Source organism: Streptomyces sp. NPDC005811, from assembly GCF_040630405.1.
Taxonomy (GTDB): domain Bacteria; phylum Actinomycetota; class Actinomycetes; order Streptomycetales; family Streptomycetaceae; genus Streptomyces.
On sequence record NZ_JBEXXK010000004.1, the window covers coordinates 271,606 to 297,729 of the forward strand.

The 26,124-nt window shown below is 72.1% G+C and carries 25 protein-coding genes; 13 read left to right on the forward strand and 12 right to left on the reverse strand.

The window, feature by feature from the left end; translation table 11 throughout:
- Positions 1-75 precede the first annotated feature (75 nt).
- From ABZ490_RS06305 to ABZ490_RS06315, 3 genes are all read right to left on the reverse strand, one after another.
- The gene (locus ABZ490_RS06305; RefSeq protein ID WP_358984965.1) at positions 76-1,413 is read right to left on the reverse strand and encodes an extracellular solute-binding protein; all 1,338 of its coding nucleotides are present in this window, start codon (positions 1,411-1,413) and stop codon (positions 76-78) included.
- A gap of 96 nt (positions 1,414-1,509) precedes the next feature.
- Positions 1,510-2,433, reverse strand: a complete 924-nt coding sequence (locus tag ABZ490_RS06310) for a carbohydrate ABC transporter permease (protein WP_358984968.1) — start codon at positions 2,431-2,433, stop codon at positions 1,510-1,512.
- A gap of 4 nt (positions 2,434-2,437) precedes the next feature.
- A complete protein-coding gene (locus ABZ490_RS06315; protein WP_358984971.1) occupies positions 2,438-3,364 on the reverse strand; it encodes a sugar ABC transporter permease in 927 nt (308 codons plus the stop codon).
- Between the two features lie 288 nt (positions 3,365-3,652).
- Here ABZ490_RS06315 and ABZ490_RS06320 point away from each other — a divergent pair, with 288 nt between their 5' ends.
- Positions 3,653-4,648, forward strand: coding sequence for a LacI family DNA-binding transcriptional regulator (locus ABZ490_RS06320; protein WP_358985116.1), 996 nt, complete (start codon positions 3,653-3,655; stop codon positions 4,646-4,648).
- Positions 4,649-4,761: 113 nt separating this feature from the next.
- Here ABZ490_RS06320 and ABZ490_RS06325 read toward each other — a convergent pair whose 3' ends face one another.
- Together ABZ490_RS06325 and ABZ490_RS06330 are read right to left on the reverse strand one after the other, a co-directional pair.
- Positions 4,762-5,427, reverse strand: a complete 666-nt coding sequence (locus ABZ490_RS06325; RefSeq protein WP_358984973.1) for a lysophospholipid acyltransferase family protein — start codon at positions 5,425-5,427, stop codon at positions 4,762-4,764.
- Positions 5,428-5,503: 76 nt separating this feature from the next.
- Positions 5,504-5,944, reverse strand: coding sequence for a PPOX class F420-dependent oxidoreductase (locus ABZ490_RS06330; protein WP_358984976.1), 441 nt, complete (start codon positions 5,942-5,944; stop codon positions 5,504-5,506).
- Between the two features lie 145 nt (positions 5,945-6,089).
- On the opposite strand from ABZ490_RS06330, the gene pgm reads away from it, so the two are divergent.
- From pgm to ABZ490_RS06350, 4 genes are all read left to right on the forward strand, one after another.
- Complete coding sequence (pgm, locus tag ABZ490_RS06335; protein WP_358984979.1) at positions 6,090-7,730, forward strand: phosphoglucomutase (alpha-D-glucose-1,6-bisphosphate-dependent); 1,641 nt, start codon at positions 6,090-6,092, stop codon at positions 7,728-7,730.
- 123 nt (positions 7,731-7,853) lie between these two features.
- Entirely contained in the window at positions 7,854-8,711 is an 858-nt protein-coding gene (locus tag ABZ490_RS06340) for a PP2C family protein-serine/threonine phosphatase (RefSeq protein ID WP_358984982.1), read from the forward strand.
- A 57-nt stretch (positions 8,712-8,768) separates the two neighbouring features.
- Positions 8,769-9,770, forward strand: a complete 1,002-nt coding sequence (locus tag ABZ490_RS06345) for an MASE1 domain-containing protein (RefSeq protein WP_358984985.1) — start codon at positions 8,769-8,771, stop codon at positions 9,768-9,770.
- A 17-nt stretch (positions 9,771-9,787) separates the two neighbouring features.
- The gene (locus ABZ490_RS06350) at positions 9,788-10,540 is read left to right on the forward strand and encodes a DUF2071 domain-containing protein (protein ID WP_358984988.1); all 753 of its coding nucleotides are present in this window, start codon (positions 9,788-9,790) and stop codon (positions 10,538-10,540) included.
- Here the strand turns inward: ABZ490_RS06350 and ABZ490_RS06355 are convergent.
- From ABZ490_RS06355 to ABZ490_RS06365, 3 genes are all read right to left on the reverse strand, one after another.
- Entirely contained in the window at positions 10,464-11,249 is a 786-nt protein-coding gene (locus ABZ490_RS06355) for a TetR/AcrR family transcriptional regulator (protein ID WP_358984991.1), read from the reverse strand. The genes ABZ490_RS06350 and ABZ490_RS06355 overlap by 77 nt on opposite strands.
- 62 nt (positions 11,250-11,311) lie before the next feature.
- Positions 11,312-11,503, reverse strand: coding sequence for a hypothetical protein (locus tag ABZ490_RS06360; protein WP_358984994.1), 192 nt, complete (start codon positions 11,501-11,503; stop codon positions 11,312-11,314).
- A 107-nt stretch (positions 11,504-11,610) separates the two neighbouring features.
- The gene (locus ABZ490_RS06365; protein ID WP_358984997.1) at positions 11,611-12,789 is read right to left on the reverse strand and encodes a phytanoyl-CoA dioxygenase family protein; all 1,179 of its coding nucleotides are present in this window, start codon (positions 12,787-12,789) and stop codon (positions 11,611-11,613) included.
- A 110-nt stretch (positions 12,790-12,899) separates the two neighbouring features.
- Here ABZ490_RS06365 and ABZ490_RS06370 point away from each other — a divergent pair, with 110 nt between their 5' ends.
- From ABZ490_RS06370 to ABZ490_RS06385, 4 genes are all read left to right on the forward strand, one after another.
- Complete coding sequence (locus tag ABZ490_RS06370; protein WP_358985000.1) at positions 12,900-13,937, forward strand: LacI family DNA-binding transcriptional regulator; 1,038 nt, start codon at positions 12,900-12,902, stop codon at positions 13,935-13,937.
- 235 nt (positions 13,938-14,172) lie between these two features.
- A complete protein-coding gene (locus ABZ490_RS06375; protein WP_358985119.1) occupies positions 14,173-15,741 on the forward strand; it encodes an MFS transporter in 1,569 nt (522 codons plus the stop codon).
- A gap of 323 nt (positions 15,742-16,064) precedes the next feature.
- Positions 16,065-16,697: a TetR/AcrR family transcriptional regulator gene (locus ABZ490_RS06380; protein ID WP_358985002.1), complete on the forward strand. Its 633-nt coding sequence runs from the start codon at positions 16,065-16,067 to the stop codon at positions 16,695-16,697.
- A gap of 56 nt (positions 16,698-16,753) precedes the next feature.
- Complete coding sequence (locus tag ABZ490_RS06385) at positions 16,754-18,427, forward strand: FAD-binding dehydrogenase (RefSeq protein WP_358985005.1); 1,674 nt, start codon at positions 16,754-16,756, stop codon at positions 18,425-18,427.
- Positions 18,428-18,452: 25 nt separating this feature from the next.
- On the opposite strand, the gene ABZ490_RS06390 is transcribed toward ABZ490_RS06385, so the two are convergent.
- Positions 18,453-18,800, reverse strand: a complete 348-nt coding sequence (locus ABZ490_RS06390; protein ID WP_358985007.1) for a DUF488 family protein — start codon at positions 18,798-18,800, stop codon at positions 18,453-18,455.
- Positions 18,801-18,933: 133 nt separating this feature from the next.
- On the opposite strand from ABZ490_RS06390, the gene ABZ490_RS06395 reads away from it, so the two are divergent.
- Positions 18,934-20,349, forward strand: a complete 1,416-nt coding sequence (locus ABZ490_RS06395) for a M1 family metallopeptidase (protein ID WP_358985010.1) — start codon at positions 18,934-18,936, stop codon at positions 20,347-20,349.
- Between the two features lie 18 nt (positions 20,350-20,367).
- Here ABZ490_RS06395 and ABZ490_RS06400 read toward each other — a convergent pair whose 3' ends face one another.
- Together ABZ490_RS06400 and ABZ490_RS06405 are read right to left on the reverse strand one after the other, a co-directional pair.
- Positions 20,368-20,616 (reverse strand): WhiB family transcriptional regulator, encoded by a 249-nt coding sequence (locus ABZ490_RS06400; RefSeq protein ID WP_358985013.1) that lies wholly within the window; start codon positions 20,614-20,616, stop codon positions 20,368-20,370.
- Positions 20,617-20,740: 124 nt separating this feature from the next.
- Positions 20,741-21,958, reverse strand: a complete 1,218-nt coding sequence (locus ABZ490_RS06405; protein WP_358985016.1) for a saccharopine dehydrogenase C-terminal domain-containing protein — start codon at positions 21,956-21,958, stop codon at positions 20,741-20,743.
- 168 nt (positions 21,959-22,126) lie between these two features.
- Here ABZ490_RS06405 and ABZ490_RS06410 point away from each other — a divergent pair, with 168 nt between their 5' ends.
- A complete protein-coding gene (locus ABZ490_RS06410; RefSeq protein ID WP_358985018.1) occupies positions 22,127-22,834 on the forward strand; it encodes a TetR/AcrR family transcriptional regulator in 708 nt (235 codons plus the stop codon).
- Between the two features lie 8 nt (positions 22,835-22,842).
- On the opposite strand, the gene ABZ490_RS06415 is transcribed toward ABZ490_RS06410, so the two are convergent.
- The gene (locus ABZ490_RS06415; protein WP_358985021.1) at positions 22,843-23,745 is read right to left on the reverse strand and encodes a LysR family transcriptional regulator ArgP; all 903 of its coding nucleotides are present in this window, start codon (positions 23,743-23,745) and stop codon (positions 22,843-22,845) included.
- Positions 23,746-23,822: 77 nt separating this feature from the next.
- Here ABZ490_RS06415 and ABZ490_RS06420 point away from each other — a divergent pair, with 77 nt between their 5' ends.
- Both ABZ490_RS06420 and ABZ490_RS06425 read left to right on the forward strand, forming a co-directional pair.
- Positions 23,823-24,440: a LysE/ArgO family amino acid transporter gene (locus ABZ490_RS06420; protein ID WP_358985024.1), complete on the forward strand. Its 618-nt coding sequence runs from the start codon at positions 23,823-23,825 to the stop codon at positions 24,438-24,440.
- Positions 24,441-24,559: 119 nt separating this feature from the next.
- Positions 24,560-25,870 carry an MFS transporter gene (locus ABZ490_RS06425; protein WP_358985027.1) on the forward strand — a complete coding sequence of 437 codons (1,311 nt, stop codon included), beginning with the start codon at positions 24,560-24,562 and terminating at the stop codon, positions 25,868-25,870.
- Positions 25,871-26,124 lie beyond the last annotated feature (254 nt).

A 26,124-nucleotide genomic window follows, 5' to 3' on the forward strand; every position in this document is an offset into this window, starting at 1 on the left:
TCCGAAGGGTGGTGCACGGGGGCGGCGCGGCCCGGGAGCCGCGCCGCCCGGCGTTGACGTACTGCTGCCCGAGAACTACTTCTCGATGGTGAAGCCCTGCTCCTCGCCGTACTTGACGGAGGCGTCCTGCCAGGCCTTCAGGCCGTCGGCCAGCGTGGTGGAGGAGACGTAGGCCTTGCCGACCGTGTCGTTGAAGATCGAGTTGGCGTACGGCTGGAAGGGCAGGTACGACCAGTCGTCGGCGACGTTCGCGGCGGACTCGGCGAAGATCTCGTTGGCCTTCTGGCCACCGAAGTACGGGAACTCCTTGTTCTTGAACTCGGTGGACTGCAGCTCGGCGACGGTCGCCGGGAAGGCGCCCTCGCTCACCCGGGTGGTCACACCGTCACCGGCGTTCGCGTACTCGACGAAGGCGTAGGCGAGTTCCTTGTTCTTGCCCAGCGCGGGCAGCGCGAGGGAGGAGCCGCCGTTCTCGGCGCTCGCCTTGTCGCCCTTGGTCCAGGCCGGCATGGCGGCGGCGCGCCAGTCGCCCTTGGCGTTCGGGACGCCGGTCTCGAAGTTGGCGGGCATCCAGGCACCGGTGGCCAGGGTGGCGATGGTGCCGTCGCCGAGGCCCTTGTACCAGTCGTCGGTCCAGCCGGAGATCGGGGCGAGCAGCTTCTCGCTGATCAGCTTCTGCCAGACGGTCTCGAACTTCTTGGCGCCGGCGTCGTCGAAGTTGATGGCGACCTTGGTGCCGTCGACCTTGTACGGGCGCGAACCGGCCTGCCACAGCATGGAGGTGGTGAAGCCCGCGTCACCGAGGTCGTTGGCGATGTACGCCTTCGGGTCGGCCTTGTGCAGCTTGCGGGCCGCGTCCAGGTACTCGTCCCAGGTGGTCGGGACGGCGATCTTGTACTTGTCGAAGACCGTCTTGTTGTAGAACAGCGCCATCGGACCGGAGTCCATCGGCAGACCGTAGACCTTGTCGCCGTCGCTGACGGCGTTCCACGGGCCGGGCGTGAACTTGGCGGCGAGCTTGCCGGCGCCGTACGGGGCCAGGTCGCTCAGGCCCTTGGTGAGGGAGTACTGGCCGAGCGCGAAGTACTCGACCTGCGCGACGTCCGGGACGCCCTTGCCGGCGGAGATGGCGTTCGACAGCGCGGTGTAGTGCTTGTCGCCGGACCGCTCGCTGACCAGGTTGATCTTGACCTTGGGGTACTTCTTCTCGAAGTCGGCGGCGACCGACTTCAGGGTGGGCTCCCAGGCCCAGACGGTGATCGAGCCACCCTTCTTCAGGGCCGACTGGATGTCACCGGCGGAGACGGCCTTGGTGTCGGAGCTGTCGTCCGAGCTGCCGCAGGCGGTGGCGCCGAGGGCGAGGGTGGAGAGGAGGGCGAGGCCGCGCAGGATGCGGCTCGTTGATCTGCGCATGAGGGTGTTTCCACTTCTTCGTGGGTGGGACAGGTGAGGGTGGGGGTGGTGCCGGTCGTGCTCACATGTGGGGCTCGGGGGAGGGCGCGGCCCGCGTCACTCCTTGACGCTTCCGGCGGCGAGGCCGGACTGCCAGTACTTCTGGAGGAAGAGGAAGGCGCCGATCAGGGGGAGGATCGTGAGCAGGGACCCCGTGATCACCAGGTTGAAGATCACGTCACCGCCGATGGTCTGCGCCTGGGAGCTCCAGGCGCTCAGACCCAGCGTCAGCGGGTACCAGTTCGGGTCCTTGAGCATGATCAGCGGGAGGAAGTAGTTGTTCCAGGTGGCGACGGTGGTGAACAGCAGCACGGTCACGATCCCGGGGGCCAGCAGCGGCAGGGCGACCTGGAAGAAGGTCCGCACCTCGCTCGCCCCGTCCATCCGGGCCGCTTCCAGCAGCTCGGTCGGGATCGCCTCGGCGGCGAACACCCACATCAGATAGAGACCGAACGGCGACACCAGGGACGGGATGATCACGGCCCAGGGGGTGTCGGTCAGCCCCATCTTGCTGAACATCAGGAAGGTCGGCACCGCCAGCGCCGTACCCGGCACGGCCACCGCGCCGATGACCACGGCGAAGACCGCGCGCTTGCCGATGAAGTCGAACTTCGCCAGCGCGTACCCGCCCAGCACCGCCAGCAGCGTCGCGCCGCCCGCGCCGAGCACCACGTACAGCAGGGTGTTGAGCAGCCAGCGGCCGAAGATGCCGTCGTGGTAGGTGAAGGTGTCCCGGACGTTGTCCCACAGGGCGAAGTCGTGGGCGAACCACAGCCCGTTGGACTCGGCCAGACCCGTCTGGGTCTTCGTGGAGTTGATGACCAGCCAGATCAGCGGCACCACGGTGTAGAGGACCATCAGGCCCATCAGCACCGTCAGCAGCACATTGCGCCTCGGCTTGCCCGGGGTGTGCTTCTTGCGGGGGGTCCGCAGCCTGGGGGCGGTGTTCTTCGCGGGGGAGGCGGTGACAGAGGTGCTCATCGGGTCACGCTCCCTTGCGCATGCCGCGCAGCTGGACGGCGTAGGCGACGATCATCGTGATGACGCCCATGATGATGGCCACCGTCGCGGAGTAGTTGTGCTGCTGGCCGTTGAAGGACAGCGAGTACGTGTAGAAGTTCGGCGTGTAGTCGGTGGTGATGGAGTTCAGCGCCAGGGGGCGCAGGATGCTCGGCTCGTTGAAGAGCTGGAAGCTGCCGATGATCGAGAAGATCGTCGCGATGACGATCGCGCCCCGGATCGCGGGCAGCTTGATCGAGCTGATGATCCGCCACTGACCGGCACCGTCGATCTCCGCGGCCTCGTACAGCGAGGTCGGGATGACCCGCAGCGCCGAGTAGAAGATCAGCATGTTGTACCCGACGAACTCCCAGGTGACGATGTTGCCGATGGAGGCGAGCACCCAGCCCGGGGAGAGCAGGTCCGGCAGCGAGGTGCCGAAGGCGGAGTTGATGTCGCCCACCAGGCCGTACTTGGTGCCGTACATGAAGCCCCACATCAGGGTGGCGACCACGGCGGGCACGGCGTACGGCAGGAAGATCGTGATCCGGAAGAAGCTCTTGCCGTAGAGGCGGCCGCTGTCCAGGGCCAGCGCCACCAGCAGGGCGATGCCCAGCATGATCGGCACCTGGACCGCGAGGAAGAGTGCCACCCTGCCGACCGCCGCCCAGAAGGCGTCGTCCTGGAGGGCCTGCGTGTAGTTGTCCAGGCCGACGAAGTGGTTGCCGCCGATGAGCTGGTCACGGAAGAGGCTCAGGTAGATCGAGTAGCCGATCGGAGCCAGGAAGACCAAGGCGAACACGGCCACGAAGGGACCTATGAAACCCCACCCCGCCCAGGAGCGTCGGTCCCGTCTCGCCGGAGGCGGTGCCTGCCGTGGCTCGGCGGCCGCCGGCGGTTGCAGCGTCGTCATGTCGTTCCTCGCTTGTGCGGTGGTGGAACCAGTGGTGGTGCGGAGATTCCCGGCCGCCCCACCGGAACCATGATGTTTACGCAAACATCGGCCACGCAAGAGCCTTGGCGGACTGTTATGTTTACGTAAACATTGGATGGCGGCATGTCTACACTGCCCTGATTACGATGGTCAAGGGTCCTTTGGGGGAGACCGTGACACCTGTGCAGACAGAGAGGCGGGGACGCCATGGAGATGGCTGAAAGAACCCCGGCGAGAACGCCGAGACAGGGCCGGGTCACCGCCTCCATGGCCGACGTGGCGCGCCTGGCGGGCGTCTCGTCGCAGACCGTCTCCCGGGTCTCCAACGGTTACGCCGGTGTGAACGAGGAGACACGGCGGCAGGTGCTCGCCGCGATGAAGGAGCTGGGCTACCGGCCCAACAGCGCCGCCCGCGCGCTCAAGCGCGGGGAGTTCCGCACCATCGGCGTGATCACCTTCTCGCTGTCCTCGACGGGCAATGTGCGCACCCTGGAGGCGATCGCCAACTCGGCCGCCGCCGAGGGGTACGCCGTGACGCTGCTGCCGGTGGCGCTGCCCACGCAGGACGAGGTGCGCGGCGCGTTCAGCCGGCTCGAGGAGCTGGCCGTGGACGCGGTGATCGTCATCATGGAGGTGCATCTGCTGGACGCGGCGACGATCATGCTGCCGCCGTACGTCCAGGTACTGGTCGTCGACTCCGACGCGGGCGAGCACTACACCGTCGTCGACACCGACCAGGCGGGCGGCAGCCGGACCGCCGTCCAGCATCTGCTCGGCCTCGGCCACGAGACGGTGTGGCACCTGGGCGGACCCGAGGACTCCTTCGCCGCGCAGCGGCGCACCGACGCGTGGCGGGCCGCGCTGACCGAGGCGGGGTGTACGGCGCCGCCGCTGATCCGGGGGGACTGGTCGGCGGAGTCGGGGTACCTGGCCGGGATCGAGCTGGCCGCGCGCGAGGACTGCACGGCGGTGTTCGTCGCCAACGACCAGATGGCGCTGGGGCTGCTGCGGGCGCTCCAGGAGCGGGGGCGGCGGGTGCCGGAGGATGTGAGTGTCATCGGGTTCGACGACATTCCCGAGGCGGGGTCCTTCATGCCGCCGCTCACCACCGTGCACCAGGATTTCGCGGAGGTGGGGCGGTTGTGTGTGCGGGCCGTGCTGCGGAAGATGCGGGATGCGGATGACGGGGCGCGGGGGACGACGTTGGTGCCGACGCGGTTGGTGGTGAGGGCGAGTACGGCTCCGCCGTCCGGGGATGCGTAGTTTTCGGGGTGCGGGTGTGTGGGGGCTGGTCGCGCCCGCGCGGCGGAGCCGCAGATCGACACAGCCCCGCGCCCCTGGAAGGCGGCGCGTTGCCCCGCCGAACCCGCCGGACGTCAGTGTGTGGTCGTCAAAGCCGGCTCGCCCGCTGCTCTGACCGCTGTGCGCCAGGCCGCCGTCACCGCCTGGTGGGCCGCTCGCGTGCCCCGGTCGGTCTCGGAGGGGAGGCGGATCGGGGCACCGAGGTGCACATGGCAGCGGGGGCGGCGGATCGGGGCCGTCAGGGTGCCGGCGAGCTGCTTCGTGGGCGAGCCGGAGGCGATACGGCGGGCTCCGGCGTGGCCGATCGGGACCACCATCGCGCCGGTCGTACGGGCCAGCCGGGCGAGGCCGGTGCGGAAGGGCTCCGGGGGAGTGGGGGCCGCGTCCCTGCGGCGGGGCAGGCCGCCCTCGCCGTAGAGGAGCACATGACGGCCGCCGGCCAGGGCCTCGGCGGCCGCGTCGAGCGCGAGGGCGGCGTGCGCCGTCCCGCGGTGGACCGGGATGTGCCCCTCACGGCTGAGCGCCTTGCCGAGCAGCGGGATCCGCCACAGGCCCGCCGTCGCCAGCACCACCGGCTTCAGGTCGAAGCTGCGCAGCGCGGCCATCACGACCGCCGGGTCGGCCAGGGAGTCGTGGTTGGCGACGAAGATGCTCCCCTCGGGCAGCCGCATCTTGATCTCGCTCGTGACGGTGAGCCGCCCGAAGAACGGGGTCAGGGCGATGACGGTGCGACTGAACACGGGCCGGCCTCTCGACGGGTGATGATCCGTTCACAGTCTCGCGGGTGGCGGGGGCCGGGCGCCTGAGTACGGATACTCAACGCGAGGGGCGGTCCACGTTCCGCGCGCGGGAACGGCCGTCGTCCGGTTCGAGGTGCCAGCCGATGACCCGGCGCGGGTGGATCCGGATCACCTCGGCGCTGAAGAAGTCGGGAGCCATCGGCGGGGCGTCCAGCGTGAGCACCTCGGCACGCCCGCGGATCTCCACGCCCCGGCCCCAGCCGGGCGCGACCGGGTCGTCGGCCGGGGCCATGTCGTCGATCACCAGGGAGACCTCGGGACGGGCCTGGGCGTTGCGGTACTTCTGGCTGCGGGAGAGCGCGGGGCCGCCGATGTCGATCGTGTCGTCCTCGTTCACGACGAAGCCGACCGGGCGCACCTGGGGGCCGCCGTCCGGTCCGGTGGTCGCGAGGCGGGCCAGGGGCTGGGTGGCCAGGTAGGCGCGTTCGGCGGGGGTGAAGGCCTGGGTGGATGGCATGGGGCCGACGCTAGAACCTCAAGCCCGGTCGAGGTCAAGGCGGAGCCGCCGCGACTCCCCGTGGACGGACGTCGCGGGTGATCACCGCGGCGGGGGAAGATGGAACCGCAAGCCAAATGGTCAACCGACATGGAGGAGCGGGCACATGCAGCACGAGCGAGCGGGTCGGCCGGCCGGCCCCGAGGATCTCGTCGACGTCGCCCGGCTGGTCACCGCGTACTACGCGCTGCACCCCGACCCGGCCGACCCCGCGCAGCGCGTCGCGTTCGGCACTTCGGGCCACCGCGGCTCGTCCCTGAACACCGCCTTCAACGAGGACCACATCGCCGCGACCAGCCAGGCGATCTGCGAGTACCGCACGGCCCGGGGCACCGACGGCCCGCTCTTCCTCGGCGCCGACACCCACGCCCTGTCCGAGCCCGCGCGCGTCACCGCCCTGGAGGTGTTCGCGGCCAACGACGTCACCGTGCTCATCGACAGCGCCGACGGCTACACACCCACCCCGGCCGTCTCGCACGCCATCCTCGCCCACAACCGCGGCCGCGCCTCCGGTCTCGCCGACGGCGTGGTCGTCACCCCCTCGCACAACCCGCCCGCCGACGGCGGCTTCAAGTACAACCCGCCGAGCGGCGGCCCCGCGGGCTCCGACGCCACCTCCTGGATCCAGGACCGGGCCAACGACATCATCGCCGCCGGTCTGAAGGACGTCCGCCGCATCCCGTACACGCGGGCGCTCGCCGCGCCCACCACCGGGCGCCACGACTTCCTCGGCACGTACGTCGCCGACCTTCCGGCGGTCCTGGACCTGGACGCGGTCCGCGCGGCCGGGATCCGGATCGGCGCCGACCCGCTCGGCGGGGCCTCGGTCGCCTACTGGGGCCGGATCGCCGAGCAGCACCGGCTCGACCTGACCGTGGTCAATCCGCTCACCGACCCCACCTGGCGGTTCATGACGCTGGACTGGGACGGCAAGATCCGCATGGACTGCTCCTCGCCGTACGCGATGGCCTCGCTCATCGGACAGCGGGACCGGTTCCGGATCGCGACCGGCAACGACGCGGACGCCGACCGGCACGGCATCGTCACCCCGGACGCGGGTCTGATGAACCCCAACCACTATCTCGCCGCCGCCATCGCCTACCTCTTCGCGCACCGCGAGCAGTGGCCCGCCGACGCGGGGGTGGGCAAGACGCTGGTGTCCTCGTCGATGATCGACCGGGTCGCCGCCGACCTCGGGCGCCGGCTCGTCGAGGTGCCCGTGGGCTTCAAGTGGTTCGTGGACGGGCTGGTCGACGGCTCGCTCGGCTTCGGCGGGGAGGAGTCGGCGGGCGCGTCCTTCCTGCGCCGCGACGGCTCCGTGTGGACCACCGACAAGGACGGCATCATCCTGGCGCTGCTCGCCTCCGAGATCACCGCGGTCACCGGGAAGACGCCCTCGGAGCACTACACCGGGATGACGGAGCGCTTCGGCGAGCCGGCCTACGCCCGGATCGACGCGCCCGCCACCCGTGAGGAGAAGGCGCTGCTCGCGAAGCTCTCGCCCGCGCAGGTCACCGCCGACACGCTGGCCGGTGAGGCCGTCACCGGCGTCCTCACCGAGGCCCCCGGCAACGGCGCGGCCCTCGGCGGCATCAAGGTGACCACGGCCAACGCCTGGTTCGCGGCCCGACCGTCCGGCACCGAGGACGTCTACAAGATCTACGCCGAGTCCTTCCTGGGCACCGAGCACCTCACCCGCGTCCAGGAGGAGGCCAGGGCGGTGGTGACGGCGGCCCTGGAGCCCTGACGGAACGGGGGCCGGCGCGCATCTGACCTCTCGTCACCGCCGGCCCTCGGGTGGCGGGAGGCGGGTTGCGGCCGGATATGATCCTGTAGGCGTGAAATGTCAGATTTCACCCCGGAGTGATCCATGCCCCGCAAGCGCCCCCCGGACGAAGGCGACGAGCTGCTGGCCAGGCTCGGGTCGCTGACCGCCCAGGCGCGGGAGCGTGCGGAGCTCCAGCGCTCCCGCGTCGAACTGGCGCTCGCCCTCCAGCGCGGCATGCTGCCCCGGGACCTGCCCGTGGCCCCCGGGTACCGGCTCGCGGTCCAGTACGCGCCCGCCTGCTCGGGGCTCAACGTCGGCGGCGACTGGTACGACGCCTTCACCCTGCCCGACGGGCGGATCGGCCTGTCCATCGGCGACGTCCAGGGGCACAACATCGAGGCGACCGCGTTCATGGGGCAGGTCCGGGTCGGCCTGCGCGCGCTCGCCTCCGTCACGGGTGAGCCGGGCGAGCTCCTCGCCCGCACCAACGACCTGCTGCTCTCCCTCGGCAGTGAGCTCTTCGCCACCTGCACCTTCATGCGGCTCGATCCGGCCGGCGGGGTCCTGGAGAGCGCCCGGGCCGGGCACATACCCTGCGTCTGGGCCACCGCCGACGGCAAATCCGGCATAGCCCAGGACGAGGGCGGCCCGCCCCTCGGTGTCGTCGCCGGCGTCGACTACCCGGTCACCCGCTACCGCCTCACCAAGGGCGGACTGTTCGTCCTGCTCACGGACGGGGTCGTGGAGGGCCCCCGGCTCAGCGTCGACGAGGGCCTCGACCAGGTCGTCCGGCTCGCCGGCATCGCCGCCGTGGCCGGCATGGAGGCCGGTTCGCTCGCCGCCGCCGTGCTCCGGGGCGCCGAACGCTCCGGGCACGAGGACGACGCGGCGGTCCTGGTGGTCGGCCACGACGGCCTGCTCACCGACACACCCGGGACACCCCGGACGCCCCGGAGGTGACCCTGGGGCCCGGACGGCGCGGTTCTCGCCTCGCCGACCGTGGCGGGACGGTGTCTGATGGCTGCTGTGGTGGGTATCCGGGACCTCGAGCTGCGCCGGACGGCGGTCTTCGCCGTCCAGACGCTCGCCGTCGCCGTCTGCTACTACGGGGCCGGACGGCTGGGGCTCGTCCGCCGGCTCGTCGTCGAGGGCGCCGTGTTCACCCCCATCTGGCCGCCCACCGGCGTCGCCGTCGCCTCCCTGCTGATCCTCGGTCTGCGCGCCTGGCCGGGCATCGCGCTCGGTGTCCTCCTCGTCCTCCTGTCGATCACCACCCTGCGTCCCGTCGCCCTGGTCACCGTCGTGGGCAACACCGCCGCCCCCGTCTGCGCCTACCTCCTGCTGCGCAGGGTCGGCTTCCGCAGCGACCTCGCCCGATTACGCGACGGGCTCGCCCTGGTCTTCCTGGCGGCGCTCACGGCGATGCTGCTGAGCGCGAGCGTCGGCGTGGGCCTGCTGATCCTCACCGGCGAACTCGCCGCGGAGCCCTTCTGGCCGGTCTGGCTGGGCTGGTGGGTGGGGGACGCGATGGGAGTCCTGATCGTCACACCCGTGCTGCTGCTCCTGCGGGCGGCGCGCGGCCCCCTGCTCCTCTCCCGCTGGAAGGAGGCCGCGGGCCTCGCGGTGATCTGCCTCGCCCTCGTCCCGCTGGCCACCCGGAGCACGGTCAGCGTGCTCTTCCTGGTCTATCCGCTGCTGATCTGGGCGGCCCTGCGCTTCCTGCTGGCCGGCAGCATGCTCTGCGCGCTGTTCACCTCCGTCATGGCGACGATCGCCGCCACGGACCGGACCGGGCCGTTCGCCCGCCTCAGCCGGGTCGAGGTGATGATCAAACTCCAGGCCTTCAACGGCACGATGGCCCTCACCGCCCTGCTGCTCTCCGCCGTGATCATGGAACAGCGCAACACCCGGCGCTCCGTGGAGCGCGCCTGCCAGGAGCTGGTGGAGGTCCTGGAACACCTCGCGGCGGGCGATGCCCCGTCCGGCCGGCCGCCGAGGGACCCCGACCGCGAGGGGTGAGCTGGCATGCTGGCGCCGTGCAGAAGCCCGCCCCGGTCACGCCCGACGCCCCCGGCCGCATAACCTTCCCGCTCCTCACCCAGCAGTGGCTCGACCTGTGCTTCCTGCACTGGGCGGTCGCCCCGGGGACGGTGGCGGGACTGCTGCCGAGGGGAACCGTGCCCGACACGTACGACGGGATGTCGTACGTCGGACTCGTCGCCTTCCGGATGCACCGGGTCGGCTGGTTCCGGCTGCCCGGGGTGCCCTACCTCGGGTCCTTCCCGGAGACCAACGTCCGGCTCTACTCGGTCGACGCGCACGGACGGCGCGGGGTGGTCTTCCGGTCGATGGACGCGGCGCGGCTGATCCCGGTGGCGATGGGGCGGGCGGGCTTCCGGCTGCCGTATCTCTGGTCCCGGATGCGGGTGCGCGCGGCCGACGGCGTCGTGACGTACACGAGCCGCCGCCGCTGGCCCGGTCCGCGCGGCGCGTACAGCCGTGTCGTGGTGCGCCCCGGCGTGCCCGTCGGGGAAGCGACCGGGCTTGAGCACTTCCTCACCGCCCGCTGGGGCATGCACAACGCCTTCTTCGGCGGGGCCGCCTATCTGCCGAACCACCATCCGCGCTGGCCGCTGCACCGCGCCGAGCTGATCACCTGCGAGGAGAACCTGATCACCGCGGCGGGCTTGCCCGCACCGGACGGGGAGCCGGTCAGCGTCCTGTACTCGCCGGGGGTGCCGGTACGCCTGGGCCGCCCCTCCCGCCCGGCGGGGCTGCCGACGCCGTGAGGCGCCCCGGGGCCGCCGTCACCCGCAGTCCCGGCGGAGGACGGTAGTCCGCACCCAGACCCAGCCCCGTCGCCAGGTCGAGCATCAGCAGTTCGAACATCGGCTCCTGGTCGAGGATCAACGGGTTGAAGTGCGCGAACACCTCCAGGGCCACCTGCCCGTAGAGCGAGCGCCAGCACGACAGCATGACCACCAGCGCGCCGAGCGGTATCTCCACCCCGGTGGCCGAGCGGTACGCGGCGATCTGCCGGCGCAGCCTCGGGTCGAGGTCGGCATCGGCGATGATCGGGTAGGGCCGGGTCGCCCACAGCCGGATGTGCTCGGGCCCCCAGACCGCGGCCAGCTCCCGGATCCAGTCGCCGGTCAGATCGGCCTGGGCGGAACCGGCGGCCACCGTGGGGGTGCCGAACAGCAGCCCGAACTCCTGCCGGTGCGCGAGCCCCCATCGCCGGAACACCCGGCAGGGGGCCACCAGCCGGGCCGCGAGATCGGCTTCGGGCTCCGCCTCGACGGAGTCGCGCAGCAGCGCGGTCAGCTCGTCGACGATGTCCCGGGCGGTGTGCCGGACGATGTCGCCGAGGTCGTCGAAGTGCCGGTAGAGAGCCGCCGGGGTCACCCCGACCCGGCGGGCGATCTCGGCGAGCGTCAGCGCCTCCACCCCCTGGTCGGTGATGACCGCGCGCGCCGCGGCCCGGACCTCCCGCGACATCTGGCGGCGCAGCCGCTCGCGGCGCGTGGGGGCGGAGTGCCGGTGGTCGTCCGCGTCCTCGTTCAGTCGTCCTCCTTCGGCCGGCCCGTCGCGTGGGGAGCGGGATGCGACAGTACCGAGGCCGGACCGGTGACCTGCCGGGTTCCGCACAAGAGGCCCTCGGACGGGTCCGGCTGAAGGCCGTGGACGGTCAGGACGGCCACCGCGGTGACCGCGACGAAGCCGCCGGTGAGGAGCATGTCGACGTTCTTCACGCCCTCACCAACGTGCAGGGGCGTCACAAAGTAATGCCCCGTTACTTTGTCGAGGACCGTGACCCGGTGCACCGGGGCGTTCGTGGGACGGCCCGGCGCACGCCGGTTCAGCTCCTGCGCCGCTCCGCGCCCGCCGTCAGTTCCCGCCGCAGCCGCTCCGGCTCCCAGTCCTCGGTGACCGCCCGCCAGAGGGTGTCCGCCTGCGAGGGCGGGGCCAGACCGTCGACCGGCGGGTCGAGGTCGAGGTTGGTGGGGAAGGGGTAGCCCTCGGCGGTGGCGGCGACCACGCGGCGCAGCCAGTCCTCGCCTGCCCCCTCCGCCTTCCGCTCCCGCAGGACCGGGAACAGCGCGTTCGCCATCGCCTCCCGGTCGACCGTCTCCATCGCCCGGCCGAACGCGGAGGAGATCTGGAGCAGATTGGCCATCCGCCGGATGTCCGGGGAGACGTTGTGCCCGGCCGCGTGGAACAGCGCCGGGTTGAAGAAGGCCGCGTCCCCCTTCTCCAGCGGGAGCTGGACATGGTGGGCGTCGAAGTACGCGATGAACTCGGGCCGCCGCCAGGCGAGATAACCGGGCTCGAACTTCTGCGAGTGCGGCAGGTACAGGGTCGGACCGGACTCCACGGGCATGTCGCAGTGGGCGACCGCGCCCTGGAGGGTGAGCACGGGCGAGAGCCGGTGCACATGCGCCGGGTACGCCGCCGCCTGCGCCTGAGACAGGAAGCCGAGGTGGTAGTCGCGGTGCGGGCTCTGCGCGGCGCCGCCCGGGTTGACCACGTTCACCTGCGAGGTCACCTGGTAGGCGGGACCGAGCCAGGCCTCGGCGATCAGCTCCAGCATGTCGTTGGCGTAGTAGTCCGCGAACACCTCCGGCGCCCGCACGGCCATCTTGTCGAGCGCGTTCCACACCCGGTCGTTCGCGCCCGGCTTGGCGAAGTGGTCACCCCGGGCCGTGCCCGAGGCCCGCTCCTCCTCGATCAGCGCCCGGAACGCCTCCGACGCCCGGTCCACCACCGCCGGATCGGTGTACGCGCCCTTGAGGACCACGACACCGGGGCCGTCCAGCAGGGTCCGCACCAGCTCGCTCTGTACGGCGCGACGCCCCTCGGCGGTGGCCGCCAGCTCGCGCAGCCGGCCGCTGTCGTACAGCGGGACGCCGTGCTCGACCCGCAGGGCCGAGGGGTGGTCGGCGGGGTCGGTGCGCTGTTCGACCAGCGAGCGGAACGCGTCGAGATCGCAGTCCTCCTCGGTCAGCCAGGTCCGGGAGCGCACAGGGGTGGGGATCATCGCGGGTCCTTTCGCAGCCCTCGCTTTTCTGCCAGTCTTCTGAGATCGAAGCCATCATTCAAGGCTCGGCAATCCATCAAAAACACATCGGCAATCGTGGGAAACCAGGCATGCGACACCCCTATACGATCAAGGAGATCGCCCGGCAGTCCGGCCTGAGCACGGCCACGGTCGACCGGGTCCTCAACCGCCGCGGCGGTGTCCGCGAGAGCACCGTCCGGGAGGTCCGGCGGGCCGTCGAGGACCTCGACCGCCAGCAGACCCAGGTCCGCATCGGCGGCCGTACCTTCATGATCGACATCGTGATGCAGGCGCCGGAGCGGTTCTCCACCGCCGTACGCGAGGCCCTGGAGGCCGAACTGCCCTCGCTGCACCCCGCCGTGGTGCGCTCACGCTTCCATTTCCGGCAGACCGCTCCCGTCGGCGAACTGACCGCCCTCCTCGACCGGATCGCCCGGCGGGGCTCGCAGGGGGTGATCCTCAAGGCGCCGGACCTGCCGGAGACCGCCGCCGCCGTCGGCCGGCTCGCCGCCGCCGGCATCCCCGTCGTCACCCTGGTCACCGACCTGCCGGCGAGCGCCCGGGTGGCGTACGTCGGGATCGACAACCGGGCCGCCGGGAGCACCGCCGCCTACCTCCTCGGCCAGTGGCTCGGCGACCGGCCGGGCCATGTCCTGACCACCATCAGCCGGGGCTCCTTCCGGGGCGAGGAGGAGCGCGAGATGGGCTTCCGCAGCGCGATGCGCCTCGCCGACCCCCGGCGCGCCCTCGTGGAGGTCACCGACAGCGACGGCCTCGACGCCACCCAGCACGACCTGGTCCTCCGGGCGCTGCGCCGGGACGAGGACATCGTCGCCGTGTACTCCATGGGCGGCGGCAACCTCGCGACGCTGGCCGCCTTCGACGAACTGGGCCGCACCTGCGCGGTGTTCGTCGCCCACGACCTCGACCACGACAACACCCGGCTGCTGCGCGAGCGCCGGCTGTCCGCGGTCCTCCACCACGATCTGCGCCAGGACGTACGACGGGCCTGCCAGACCGTGATGCGGGCCCACGGGGCACTCCCCGACGACGGACCCCCGCTGCCCTCGGCGATCCAGGTGGTGACGCCGTTCAACCTGCCCCCGGAGGTGCCCGCGCAGCCGTAGCCCGGCGCGGGGCGGGCTACGGCCGCGATGTCGAGGATCCGGGGAAAACGGCCCCCGGATGTCGATTGTCCGCGTCCCGGGGCCCGTGGCTCGCTTCCCGGGAGGGTGTCACGGACAGTGGCGGCCGTCAGCCCCACTCCAGCGCCCGGTGTCCGGGCGCCGTCAGGAAGAGTCCTCCGTGAATGCCACGACCACGGCGCACGCGCCGCGGGAACGACGGACCGCCACACTCGTCATGGCCTGCGTCGGTGTGTTCGTCGCCTATCTGCCCGTGACCACCGTCTCGGCGAGCCTGCCCGCGATCCAGCGGGCGTTGCACGCCTCGACCGCCCAACTGTCCTGGGTCTCCGACGCGTTCGTGCTGCCGATGGCGGCCCTCATCCTCACCGCCGGCGTCTTCGGCGATGTCCACGGCCGCAAGAAGGTCTACCAGGCGGGACTCGTCCTCAGCGCCCTCGGCGCCCTGGTCGCCCTGTGCGCGCAGAACGTCCAGACGCTCTGGGCCGGCCAGGCACTCGCCGGACTGGGCTCCGCCGCCCTGCTGCCCACCACCCTGGCCCTGATCAGCCACGCCGTCCCCGACCCGAGGGAGCGCGGCAGGTTCATCGGCCTGTGGGCCACCTCCCTGACGGCCGCGCTGGCCCTCGGCCCGGTCATCGCAGGCACCGTCCTCGACCACGTCGACTGGCGCTGGATCTACGTCCTGCCGATCCCGGTCTCCCTCGCCGCCCTGGCCTGCGCGGCCGGGCTGCTGACCGACTCCCGCGCCCCGGGCTCCCGGCGCCTGGACTGGCCCGGCCAGCTCACCGCCGCCCTGACGATCACCGCCCTGGTCTACGGCATCATCGAGGGCGGCGCCGGGTCCTTCAGCGACGTCACGGTGATGGTCGCCCTGTCCACCGCCGCGGTCTCCGCCGTCGCGTTCGTCCTGGTGGAACGCGCCGCCGAGAGCCCCATGCTGGACCTCACCCTGTTCCGCAGCCCGGCCTTCACCGCCACCACCCTGATCGCCATGATCAGCTTCCTGGGCCTGATCGGGTTCTTCTTCGCGCTCAGCCTCTACTTCGGCATGGTCCAGCGGCTGTCCACGCTCGACGCCGCCTGGCGCCTGCTGATGGTGTCCTCGGTCCCGCTCGTGCTCGGCGCCCCCGTCGGCCGGCTCGTCCACCGGGTCTCCGCGCGGCTGCTCATCCCCGGCGGGCTGCTGGTCTCCACGGCCGCCCTGCTGACCCTGACGGACATCGACGCGCACACCTCGTTCGGCTCGCTGGCCTGGCGGCTGGCGCTGCTCGGCCTCGGCATGGCCTTCGTCATCACGCCGATGACGGCCACCGCCGTCGGTTCGGTGCCCTTCCGGCAGGCCGGTATGGCCGCCGCCGGCAACAACGCCTTCCGCCAGGTCGGCGCCGCCCTCGGCCCCGCCGTGCTCGGCGCCCTGCTCTCCGGCAAGGCGGTGGACGCCCTCCCCGGTCACCTCACCGGGGCGGGCCTGGGCGACCGGACGGTCCAGCAGGTCACGGGCGTCGCCGAACAGGGCGGCATCGGCGCCGTGGCCGGGCTCGACCTGGGCGCGGACACGCCCCGCGTCCTCGGCGCGCTGTCCGAGGCCTTCCTGGACGGCCTGCACCTCTGTCTGATCGTCTCCGCCGTGCTGACCCTGCTCGCCGCCGCCGTGGGAGTGCTCCTGCTGCGTCAGCCGCACCGCACGGCACCGCCCCAGGGCGCGGGCGGCCAGGACACGGGCGGCCAGGGCGCGGGCCAGAGCGCGGTGCCCTCCCCGGCGGGTCACACCGCCGCAGGCTGATCGCTCCCTCGCTCCCTCGCTCCCAAGATGCCCGGTACCCCCGCACGGCGGGTACCGGGCATCGCCCCGCTCACGGTGCCAGGCACGCGATCGACAGGGTCGTGGTCGTCGGCGAGGCGCCGGACAGGGCGGAGCGGTAGTCCGGGGCCGCGGATACGGCCCCAGCACGGCAGGCACACCGATCAGCAGGCCGGGCGCCGTCCACCGCTGGTGATGGCGCAGTGGTCACCGAGGCCCCAGAGGTTGCCGTACTCGATCAGGCGCAGGTGCTTTCGATACATCCATGCATCCGATACATTCACGTATCGAACGGAGGTCCGACAGTGGCGACGGAGCAGAACGAACGGGCGACCGGCCGGGTCACCCGGCGCCGGGTGCGCACCCGGGCCAATCTGCTCGACGCCGCCTTCGCCGTGTTCGCCGCCAAGGGATTCGGCCGGGTCTCCATCGAGGAGGTCTGCGAGGCCGCCGGCTACAGCCGGGGCGCCTTCTACTCCAACTTCGCCACCCTGGACGAGCTGTTCTTCGCGCTCTACCGGGAACGCGCCGACCTGATCGCCCAGCAGGTCGCCGACGCCCTCGCCGGCGACGGCCCCGATCTCGACGTACCGGCCTCCGTGGACCGGGTCACCGAGGTGCTGCTGCTCGACCTCGACTGGCTGCTGGTGAAGACGGACTTCCTGGTGCACGCGGCACGGGATCCGGCCGTCGCGCAGACCCTCCTGGAACACCGGGCCAGGCTGCGCCGCGCGATCGCCGACCGGCTGGCCCGGGCCCGCGGCCCCCTCCCGCTGCCCGCCGTCCTCGGCGACGCCGACTCCGCCGCCCACGCGGTCGTGGCCGCGTACGACGGGGTCACCACCCAACTGCTGCTGGACAAGGACGTGGACGCCGCCCGCGCCTGGCTCAAGCAACTGCTCACCGCGCTGCTGACCGACGGCAGCACCCTCGAATAGCACCCCCGAACAGCACGCCATCGCAGCTCCCCAGTCAGAGAAAGGCAACGGTCGCCATGGACGCGGACGTCATCGTCGTCGGAGCGGGCCTCGCGGGCCTCGTCGCGGCGCACGAACTCACCAGCAGGGGCAGGCGGGTCGCCCTGGTCGACCAGGAGAACGCCGCCAACCTCGGCGGCCAGGCGTTCTGGTCCTTCGGCGGGCTGTTCCTCGTCGACTCCCCGGAGCAGCGCCGCCTCGGCATCAAGGACTCCCTCGACCTCGCCTGGAACGACTGGCAGGGCAGCGCGCAGTTCGACCGCACCGAGGACGAGGACTCCTGGGCGGTGCGCTGGGCCCGCGCCTACGTCGAGTGGGCGGCGGGGGAGAAGCGGACCTGGCTGACCGGCCACGGGATCTCGTTCGTGCCGACCGTCGGCTGGGCCGAGCGCGGCGATCTGCGCGCCGACGGCCACGGCAACTCCGTGCCCCGCTTCCATGTCGCCTGGGGCACCGGCACCGGTGTCGTCGAGCCGTTCGTCCGCTACGCCAAGCAGGCCGCGAAGGACGGGCTGCTGACCTTCCACCACCGCCACCGCGTGGACGAACTGGTCGTGACGGACGGCGCCGCCCGCGGTGTACGCGGCACGGTCCTGGCGCCCGACGACTCCGCCCGCGGTGTCGCCTCCAACCGCGAGGAGATCGGCGAGTTCGAGCTGACCGCCCAGGCCGTCGTCGTCACCAGCGGCGGCATCGGCGCCAACCACGAGATCGTGCGCCGCTACTGGCCCGAGCGCCTGGGCACCCCGCCCACCGAGATGGTCACCGGCGTGCCCGCCTACGTCGACGGCCGCATGCTCGACATCAGCGCCGAGGCCGGCGCCCGGCTGGTCAACCGCGACCGCATGTGGCACTACACCGAGGGCATCCAGAACTGGGACCCCATCTGGCCCGGCCACGGCATCCGCATCCTGCCCGGCCCGTCCTCGTTGTGGTTCGACGCGCTCGGCCGCCGGCTGCCCGATCCCTGCCTGCCGGGCTACGACACCCTCAACACCCTCAAGCACCTGCGCACCACCGAGGACATCGCCGGGTACGACCACTCCTGGTTCGTCCTCAGCCAGAAGATCGTCGAGAAGGAGTTCGCGCTCTCCGGCTCCGAGCAGAACCCCGACATCACGGCCAAGGACCGCCGGGCCGTGCTGCGCGACCGGCTGCTCGGCAAGGGCGCCCCGGCCCCCGTGCAGGCGTTCCTCGACCACGGCGCGGACTTCGTCGTCGCCGACACCCTCGACCGGCTCGTCGAGAAGATGAACGCGCTCACCGACAAGCCCCTGCTCGACGCGGACGGACTGCGCCGCCAGATCCGCGCCCGCGACCTGCAGATCGACAACCCGTACAGCAAGGACGCCCAGGTCCAGGGCATCCGCAACGCCCGCCGCTACATCGGCGACCGCCTCGGCCGGGTCGCGACCCCGCACCGCCTCCTCGACCCCGAGGCCGGCCCGCTGATCGCCGTCAAGCTGCACGTCCTCACCCGCAAGACGCTCGGCGGCATCCAGACCGACCTCGACTCCCGCGCCCTCGGCACCGACGGCGAGCCGATCGAGGGCCTGTACGCGGCGGGCGAGGTCGCCGGCTTCGGCGGCGGCGGGGTCCACGGCTACAACGCCCTGGAAGGCACCTTCCTCGGCGGCTGCCTGTTCTCGGGCCGCGCGGCGGGCCGGGCGGCGGCCCGGCAGACCGGCTGAGCAGCAGAGACCGGTTGAGCCGCCGTCAGCCCAGCAGCCTCAGCAGGACGGCCGCGTGACTCCCCTCCGGGGACTTCGCGGCCGTCAGCAGGGTCACCGGCCCCTCCTGGACCAACGCACGTACGTGGTCCAGGAGTTCGGCCGCCTCGGGAGCGGCGAGCTCCGCCTCGTAGCGGCGGGAGAACTCCTCGTACGACTCCTCGCCCGCGTGGTACCAGCGGCGCAGCTCCGTCGAGGGGGTCATCGCCTTGGGCCACTCGTCGATCCTGGCCGCCTCCTTGGCCAGGCCACGCGGCCACAGCCGGTCGACGAGGACACGGACGCCGTCCTCGGGCTCGGGCGGTTCGTACACGCGGCGCACTCGGACAGTCATGCCGCCGAGCGTAGGGCCTGCCCGCGGCCGTCCCCCGGCGCCGCGCGGCTTGACCTGGAGGAGGGCGATTCCGGGCGGCGCGTTGCCTAGTCTGATGGTCGTTTGATCACTCGCCACCCCCCAAGGAGCGCACGTGACCCTCTCCCGCAGACGCCCCGCCCCGCTACGGCGGGAAGCCGTCGTCGCCACCGTCCCCCTCGCCGTGGCGGCCCTGCTGACGGCGGCCGGACCGGCCACCGCGGCCGGTTCGGCGGGCGCGCCCGGCGTCGGCGACCCGTACTTCCCGCTCGCCGGGAACGGCGGATACCACGTCTCCCACTACGGTCTGACGCTCGGTTACGACCCGGGCAGCGGCCACCTCACCGGCAAGGCCGTCCTGACCGCCCGCGCCACCCAGCGCCTCAGCCGCTTCGACCTCGACCTCAAGGGCCTGAGGATCACCGGCCTGACGGTCGATCACCGCACGGCCGCCCACCGGCGCGACGGCCAGGAACTCGTCGTCACCCCGGCCCGCCCGCTCCGCAAGGGCCAGACCTTCCGCGTCACCGTCACCTACCAGGGCAAGCCCGCGCCGGTCACCGACCCCGACGGCTCCCTCGACGGCTGGATCCCCACCGACGACGGCGCGTTCGTCGCCGGGGAGCCGCAGGGCGCCATGACCTGGTTCCCCGCCAACAACCATCCTCTCGACAAGTCCGCGTACGACATCACGATCACCGTTCCGAAGGGCCGCACCGCCGTCGCCAACGGCGTCCTGCTCGGACAGCGCACACGCAACGGCAGGACCACCTTCCACTGGCGCCAGAAGGAACCCATGGCCGCCTACCTCGCCACCGCCACCGTGGGCAAGTTCCAGGTCAAGCAGTACACGACCCGTAACGGCATCAAGGTGTACGACGCCGTCGACCCACGCGAGGCCAACGCCGCCGCGCCCGTGCTGAAGCAGCTGCCGTCCGTGCTGGAGTGGGAGAGCGGGCTCTTCGGGCCCTACCCCTACCGCGCCGCGGGCTCCATCGTCGACCACGCGCCCAACGTCGGCTACGCCCTGGAGACCCAGACCCGGCCGGTGTACGACAGCGCGCCCAGCCTGGAGACCCTCGTTCATGAGAGCGCCCACCAGTGGTTCGGCGACTCGGTCTCCCTGACGTCCTGGAAGGACATCTGGCTCAACGAGGGCTTCGCCACCTACGCCGAGTGGCTGTACTCCGAGCAGCACGGCGGCGACAGTGCCCAGAAGAACTTCGACGCCCTGTACGCCACCCCCGCCACCGACAACCTCTGGGCGTACCCGCCGGGCAACCCCGGCAGCGCCGCCAACATCTTCGGCAGCCCCGTCTACGCCCGCGGCGCCATGACCCTCCAGGCCCTGCGGGTCGCGATCGGCGACCGGGCCTTCTTCCGTGTGCTGCGCGCCTGGGCGCAGCAGCACCGTTACGGCCATGGCACCACCGCCCAGCTGGAGCGGCTCGCGGAGCGGGAGTCCGGCCAGGACCTCGGCCCCCTGTTCCAGAAGTGGCTGTACCGGGCGGGCAAGCCCGCCACCCCGTGACGCCCGGGGCGGCGCGCGTCAGGAACCCCGGCGCGCGCCGGTCCGCCGCCTGAGCGCGCGCCGCTCCGCCTCGGTCGTGCCGCCCCACACGCCCATGGCCTGGTCCGTGTCCAGGGCCCGGTCCAGGCACTGCTCCCGCACCGGGCAGCGGAGGCAGACCGCCTTCGCCTGCTGTGTCTGGAGCAGGGCCGGACCGGACGTGCCGATCGGGAAGAAGAGGTCGGGGTCCTCGTGGCGGCACGCCGCGTGCTGTCGCCAGTCGTCCATCGAAGTCGCTCCGATCGCAGTCGTCGGTGTTCCGGAGCGGGTCACCGCCGGGGCGGAAGTGAAACGGACGCGACCGGGAAAAGCGACCGGGAAAAGCGACCGGGAAATGCGACCGGGAAAATCCTCACTGCTCCCGCATGCCCCACGGGGAGCCGTACGCCGTCAGCAGATCGAGGAAGGGGCGGGCGGGGAACGCCTCGGGGCCGAGGACACCCGCGCCGGACCAGGCGCCGCCGGCGAGCAGCTCCAGGGCGACGACGGGGTTGACGGCCGTCTGCCAGACCACGGCCTGGCTGCCGTACTCGGCCATGGACCACTGGTTGTCGACCACGTGGTACAGGTACACCTCGCGCGGCGCGCCGTCCTTCACGCCCCGTACCCAGGTGCCGGCGCAGGTCTTGCCGTGCATGCGCTCGCCCAGCGTCGCCGGGTCGGGCAGACAGGCGGCGACCACGTCCCGGGGCGAGACCGGCACCGGGCCCGCCGCGCTCGGCACGGTCACCGGCGCGGTGCGGTCCAGCTCCAGCTTGTGCAGCGTCTTCAGGGTGTCGACGAACTCGCGGCCCAGACCGTACTTGAAGGTGACCCGGCGGGCGTCCACCCAGCGCGGGACCAGGAGCACCTCCTCATGCTCCACGTTGACGCACTCCACCGGGCCGATGCCCTCGGGGAAGTCGAACACCTCGGGCTCGCTGAAGGGTTCCGTGGTGAACCAGCCGCGGCCGGCCTCGTAGACCACCGGAGGGTTGAGGCACTCCTCGATGGTGGTCCAGATGTTGAAGGAGGGCGCGAAGTCGGCGCCGTCGACGGTGAGGTTCGCGCCGTCCCGGATGCCGATCTCCTCGATCTCGTCGAAGAGCTCGTCGGCGGCGTACCGCGCGAACACGTCCGACAGTCCCGGCTCCACGCCCATGCCGACCAGGGCGAGCCCGCCCGCCGCCGCCCACTCCTCGGCCTGCGCGAACTGCGCGTCGCCGAGCTTGACCCCGCACTCCTCGTAGGGCCGCTCCGGGTGCGGGCGGGACAGCGACATCGCCATGTCGACATAGGTGGCCCCGGCGGCGCGCGCCGCGCCGAACAGGGGCATCACGAAGCGCGGGTCGGTGGCGTTGAGGAGCACGTCGCAGCGGTGCCGGGCGAGCAGCTCCGTGACCGCCGCCTCGTCGCCCGCGTCGACCCGCTCGGCGGTGAACCGGTCGTCGCCGTCGAGCGCGGCGACGGCTGCCTCGGCACGGGCGGGGTCGTAGTCGGCGACCACCATCGCCTCGAAGAACGGGCGCCGGGCGGCGATCCGGGTGATGGCGGTGCCGACGCCGCCGGCACCCACGAGCAGGACACGCATGACGAGAACTCCCTCGGTCGAAGAGGCGCAAAGGATGAGGTGCAAAGGACGAGGCGCAAAGTGTGCGAAAGGTGTGCGAAAGAAGGGGCCCTGTCCGCGATACAACGCCTTCCCCTGCCGTAAGGTCAATGGCGTTGGCATAAGGAGGCGGCGAGGAGGGCGGCGAGGATGCCGAAGACGGTCGTACCGGAGGAGAGGCGCCGACGGCGCCGGCCCACCAGGAGCGGCACCGTGCTGTCCGAGCGGCTGATCGTCGAGGCCGCGCTGCGGCTGTTGCGCGAGCACGGCAGCAGCGGGCTGACCGCGCGCCGCCTCGGCCTCGCCCTGGACTGCGACCCGAGCACGCTCTACCGCTACTTCCGCGGCATGGACGAGCTGACCCTGGCCATCGGTGACGCGCTGATCGGTGAGGCGTTGCGCGGCTGGGAGCCGACGGGGGAGTGGCGGGCGGACCTGCACGCGATCGGGCTGCGCATCCACGCCGCGTACGTCGCCCATCCGCAGGCGGCCCAGCTCACCGCGAGCCGGGTCACCGGCCGGGCCAACGAACTGGCCGCCGACGAGGCCGTCCTCGACGTCCTGCGCACCGCTGGCTTCCCGCTCCCGGAGACGGTCCGCGTCTACCACGCCTTCATCGACCAGACGCTGGCCTTCGCCGCCCTGGACGCGGCCTCCCTCGCCCTGCCCCGCGCCTCACAGCGCGCCGACGACGCCAAGTGGGCCTCGACCTACGCCCGCCTCCCCGCCGCCACCCATCCCCGCATCGCCGAAGCGGCCCCTCTGCTCTCCGCCCGCATGGTCACCAGCGCCTACCCGACGGCCCTCGCGATGCTCCTGGACAGCGCGGCGAACACCCTGGCCGGACTCACCTCCTGAGAGCGTGGTCACCGCCGGAGCGTCCGTGCCGCCTCCTCCGCCACCGCCTCGGCGACCGTGGCCAGGGCCGGTGAGTCGAGTTTCCACTGCTGCCAGTACAGCGGGACGTCCAGCGGGCGGTCGGGGGCCAGCGGGATCAGACGGCCGGTCCGCAACAGGGTGCCGGCCTGGGCCTCGGGGACCATGCCCCAGCCGAACCCCGCGGCCACCGCGGCCACGAAACCCTCCGAGGTCGGCACGGCGTGTCGTGCCGGGCCCGCACCCGGGGCGCCGCGCCGCAGCCCGCGGACGAACGTGTCCTGGAGGTCGTCGCTGCGGTCGAAGGCCATCACGGGGGCCCGCGTCAGGGTCTCGCCGAGGGGGCCGTCCTCGAGGTGGCGGGCCACGAAGTCCGGGCTGGCGGCGGCGAGATAGCGCATCGTGCCGAGCGCCCGCACCGAACACCCGGTCACGGCCTCCGGCGACGAGGTGACCGCGGCCATCACGAGCCCTTCCCGCAGCAGTTCCGCCGTACGGGTCTGGTCCTCGCGGTGCAGTTCGAAGCAGAGCGGCGGGTCCCGCGGCACCCGGGTCAGGGCGGGCAGGAACCAGGTCGCCAGCGAGTCCGCGTTCACCGCGACCGTCACGCGGGTCGGCTCCCCGGCCCCGCTCATGCCCAGTTCGGACCGCGTGTCGCGTTCCAGCCGGGCCAGCTGCCGGGCGAACCGTACGACGATCTCACCGGACTCCGTCGGCCGCACCGGCTTGGTGCGCAGCAGCAGGACCCGGCCCGTGCGCTGCTCCAGCGCCTTCACCCGCTGACTGACCGCCGAGGGCGTCACATGCAGGACGGCCGCCGCCGCGTCGAAGGTGCCCTCGTCCACCACGGCGAGCAGCGTGCGCACCTGCTCCAGCGGGAGGTCGGTCATCATGGCGTCATCACGAGCGCTAATGGTACGTAAAAATCTTTAGCTGTACGTGCAGTGATCGTCTCCTTAGCGTGGAGGTCATGTCCACCGCACTCGCCGCCGCGGCCGCAGGCTTCGGCACCGGTCTCTCGCTCATCGTCGCGATCGGCGCCCAGAACGCCTTCGTCCTGCGTCAGGGGATCCGCCGCGACGCCGTCCTGGCCGTCGTCGGGATCTGCGCCCTGTCCGACGCCCTCCTCATCGCCCTCGGGGTGGGCGGGGTGGGCGCCCTGGTGGTGGCCTGGCCGGACGCCCTGACCGTGGTCGGCTGGGTCGGCGGGGCGTTCCTGCTCGGATACGGGCTGCTGGCGGCCCGCCGGGTGGTCCGGCCCGGCACGGACGCGCTGCGCACCGACGGCGAGACGGCCGGCTCGCGCCGCCGGGCCGTGCTCACCTGTCTGGCGCTGACCTGGCTCAACCCGCACGTCTACCTCGACACGGTCTTCCTGCTGGGCTCGATCGCCGCCGACCGCGGCCCGCTGCGCTGGACCTTCGGCCTGGGCGCAGCCTTCGCCAGCCTGTGCTGGTTCGCCGCCCTGGGCTTCGGCGCCCGGCTGCTCGGCCGCTTCCTGATCCGGCCCGCCGCCTGGCGGGTGCTCGACGGCCTGGTCGCCGCCACGATGATCACCCTCGGCGTGCTGCTCGTCACGGGCGCCTGACTCCGCATGGTTGCACATCCCATACTCTGAGACTGCATGTCCAAAAGGGCCGCGTCACCACAGGTGCTGCTGAAATAGTGGCCCCGACCTGAAAGATGTAACGAGCAACCAGGACGCGCGTGGACACCAGCGAGAGCAGCGGCACGGTACCCGGGGCCGGTACCGACGACGGGCCGGATACCGAGGAGGCGCCCCGGCGCGGCTGGCGCCGCTGGGCGATGGACACCCGCCCGCTGCGCCGCCCCGCCTACCGCAGACTGTGGTCCTCGACCATCGTCACGGCCGTCGGCAGCCAGCTGACGGCCGTCGCCGTGCCCAAGCAGATCTACGACATCACCGGGTCCTCCGCCTGGGTCGGCTACGCGAGCCTCGCCGGGCTGGTGCCGATGGTGCTGTTCGCCCTGTGGGGCGGCGCGGTGGCCGACACCATGGACCGGCGCAGACTGCTGCTGATCACCAACAGCGGGATCGCCGTCACCTCGGTGCTGTTCTGGCTCCAGGCCGTCTCGGGTCTGGACTCGGTGGCCGTCCTGATGGTGCTGCTCGCCGCCCAGCAGGCGTTCTTCGGCCTCAACGCGCCCGCCCGCAACGCCTCGATCGCCCGGCTGGTCCCGGCCGGGGAACTGGCCGCCGCCAACGCCCTCGGCTCCACGGTCATGCAGACCGGCCTGGTCGCGGGCCCGCTCCTGGCAGGCGCCCTGATCCCGGTGATCGGCCTGCCCGAGCTGTATCTGCTCGACGCCCTCGCCCTGACCGTCACCCTGTGGGCCGTCGTCCGGCTGCCCGCGCTGCCGCCGCTCGCGACCACCGCGGCCAAGCGGGCCGGGGTGCGCGAGATCGCGGAGGGCTTCCGGTACATATCCCGGCACAAGGTCCTGCTGCTGTCCTTCCTCGCCGATGTCGTCGCCATGGTCTTCGGCATGCCCCGCGCCCTGTTCCCGCAGCTCGCCGACCGGACGTACGCCTCCTACGGCGAGGGGCTCGCCCTCGGTCTGCTGTTCGCGGCGATCCCCATCGGCGCGGTGCTGGGCGGACTGTTCTCCGGGACGTTCTCGCGGGCCCGCCGGCACGGCTGGATGGTGATCGGCGCGGTCGTCGCCTGGGGCGCCGCGATCACCGGGTTCGGGCTGAGCAGCAGTCTGTGGCTCGCAGTGCTGTTCCTGGCCGCGGCCGGGGTCGCCGACATGGTCTCCATGGTCTTCCGCGGCGCGATCCTGCTCTCCGCCGCCACCGACGAGATGCGCGGCCGGATGCAGGGCGTCTTCACGGTCGTCGTCGCCGGCGGACCGCGGCTCGCCGACGTCCTGCACGGCACGGCGGGCGCCGCCTTCGGCCCCCGCACGGCGGTCGCGGGCGGCGGCCTCCTGGTCGTCGCCCTGATGCTGACCCTGACCACCGCGGTACCGGCCCTCCGCCGCTACCGCGTCTGACGCCCCCGCCCCCGACGGCCGAAGCATCCAGCCGGCCTCGCCCCGACGTTTCGAGCGCCTGCCGGTCCGCCTTGGCGGTTCCCGTGCCCGCCCGGTCTGGTCCGACGGCCGCGGCCGGTGGCTGAGGTGTCCGGTTGGTCTCGTCCTGGCGTTTCGGGTGCCTGCCGGTCCGCCTTGGCGGTTCCCGCGTCCGCTCGGTCTGGTCCGACGGTCCCGGCCGGTGGCTGAGGTGTCCGGTTGGTCTCGTCCTGGCG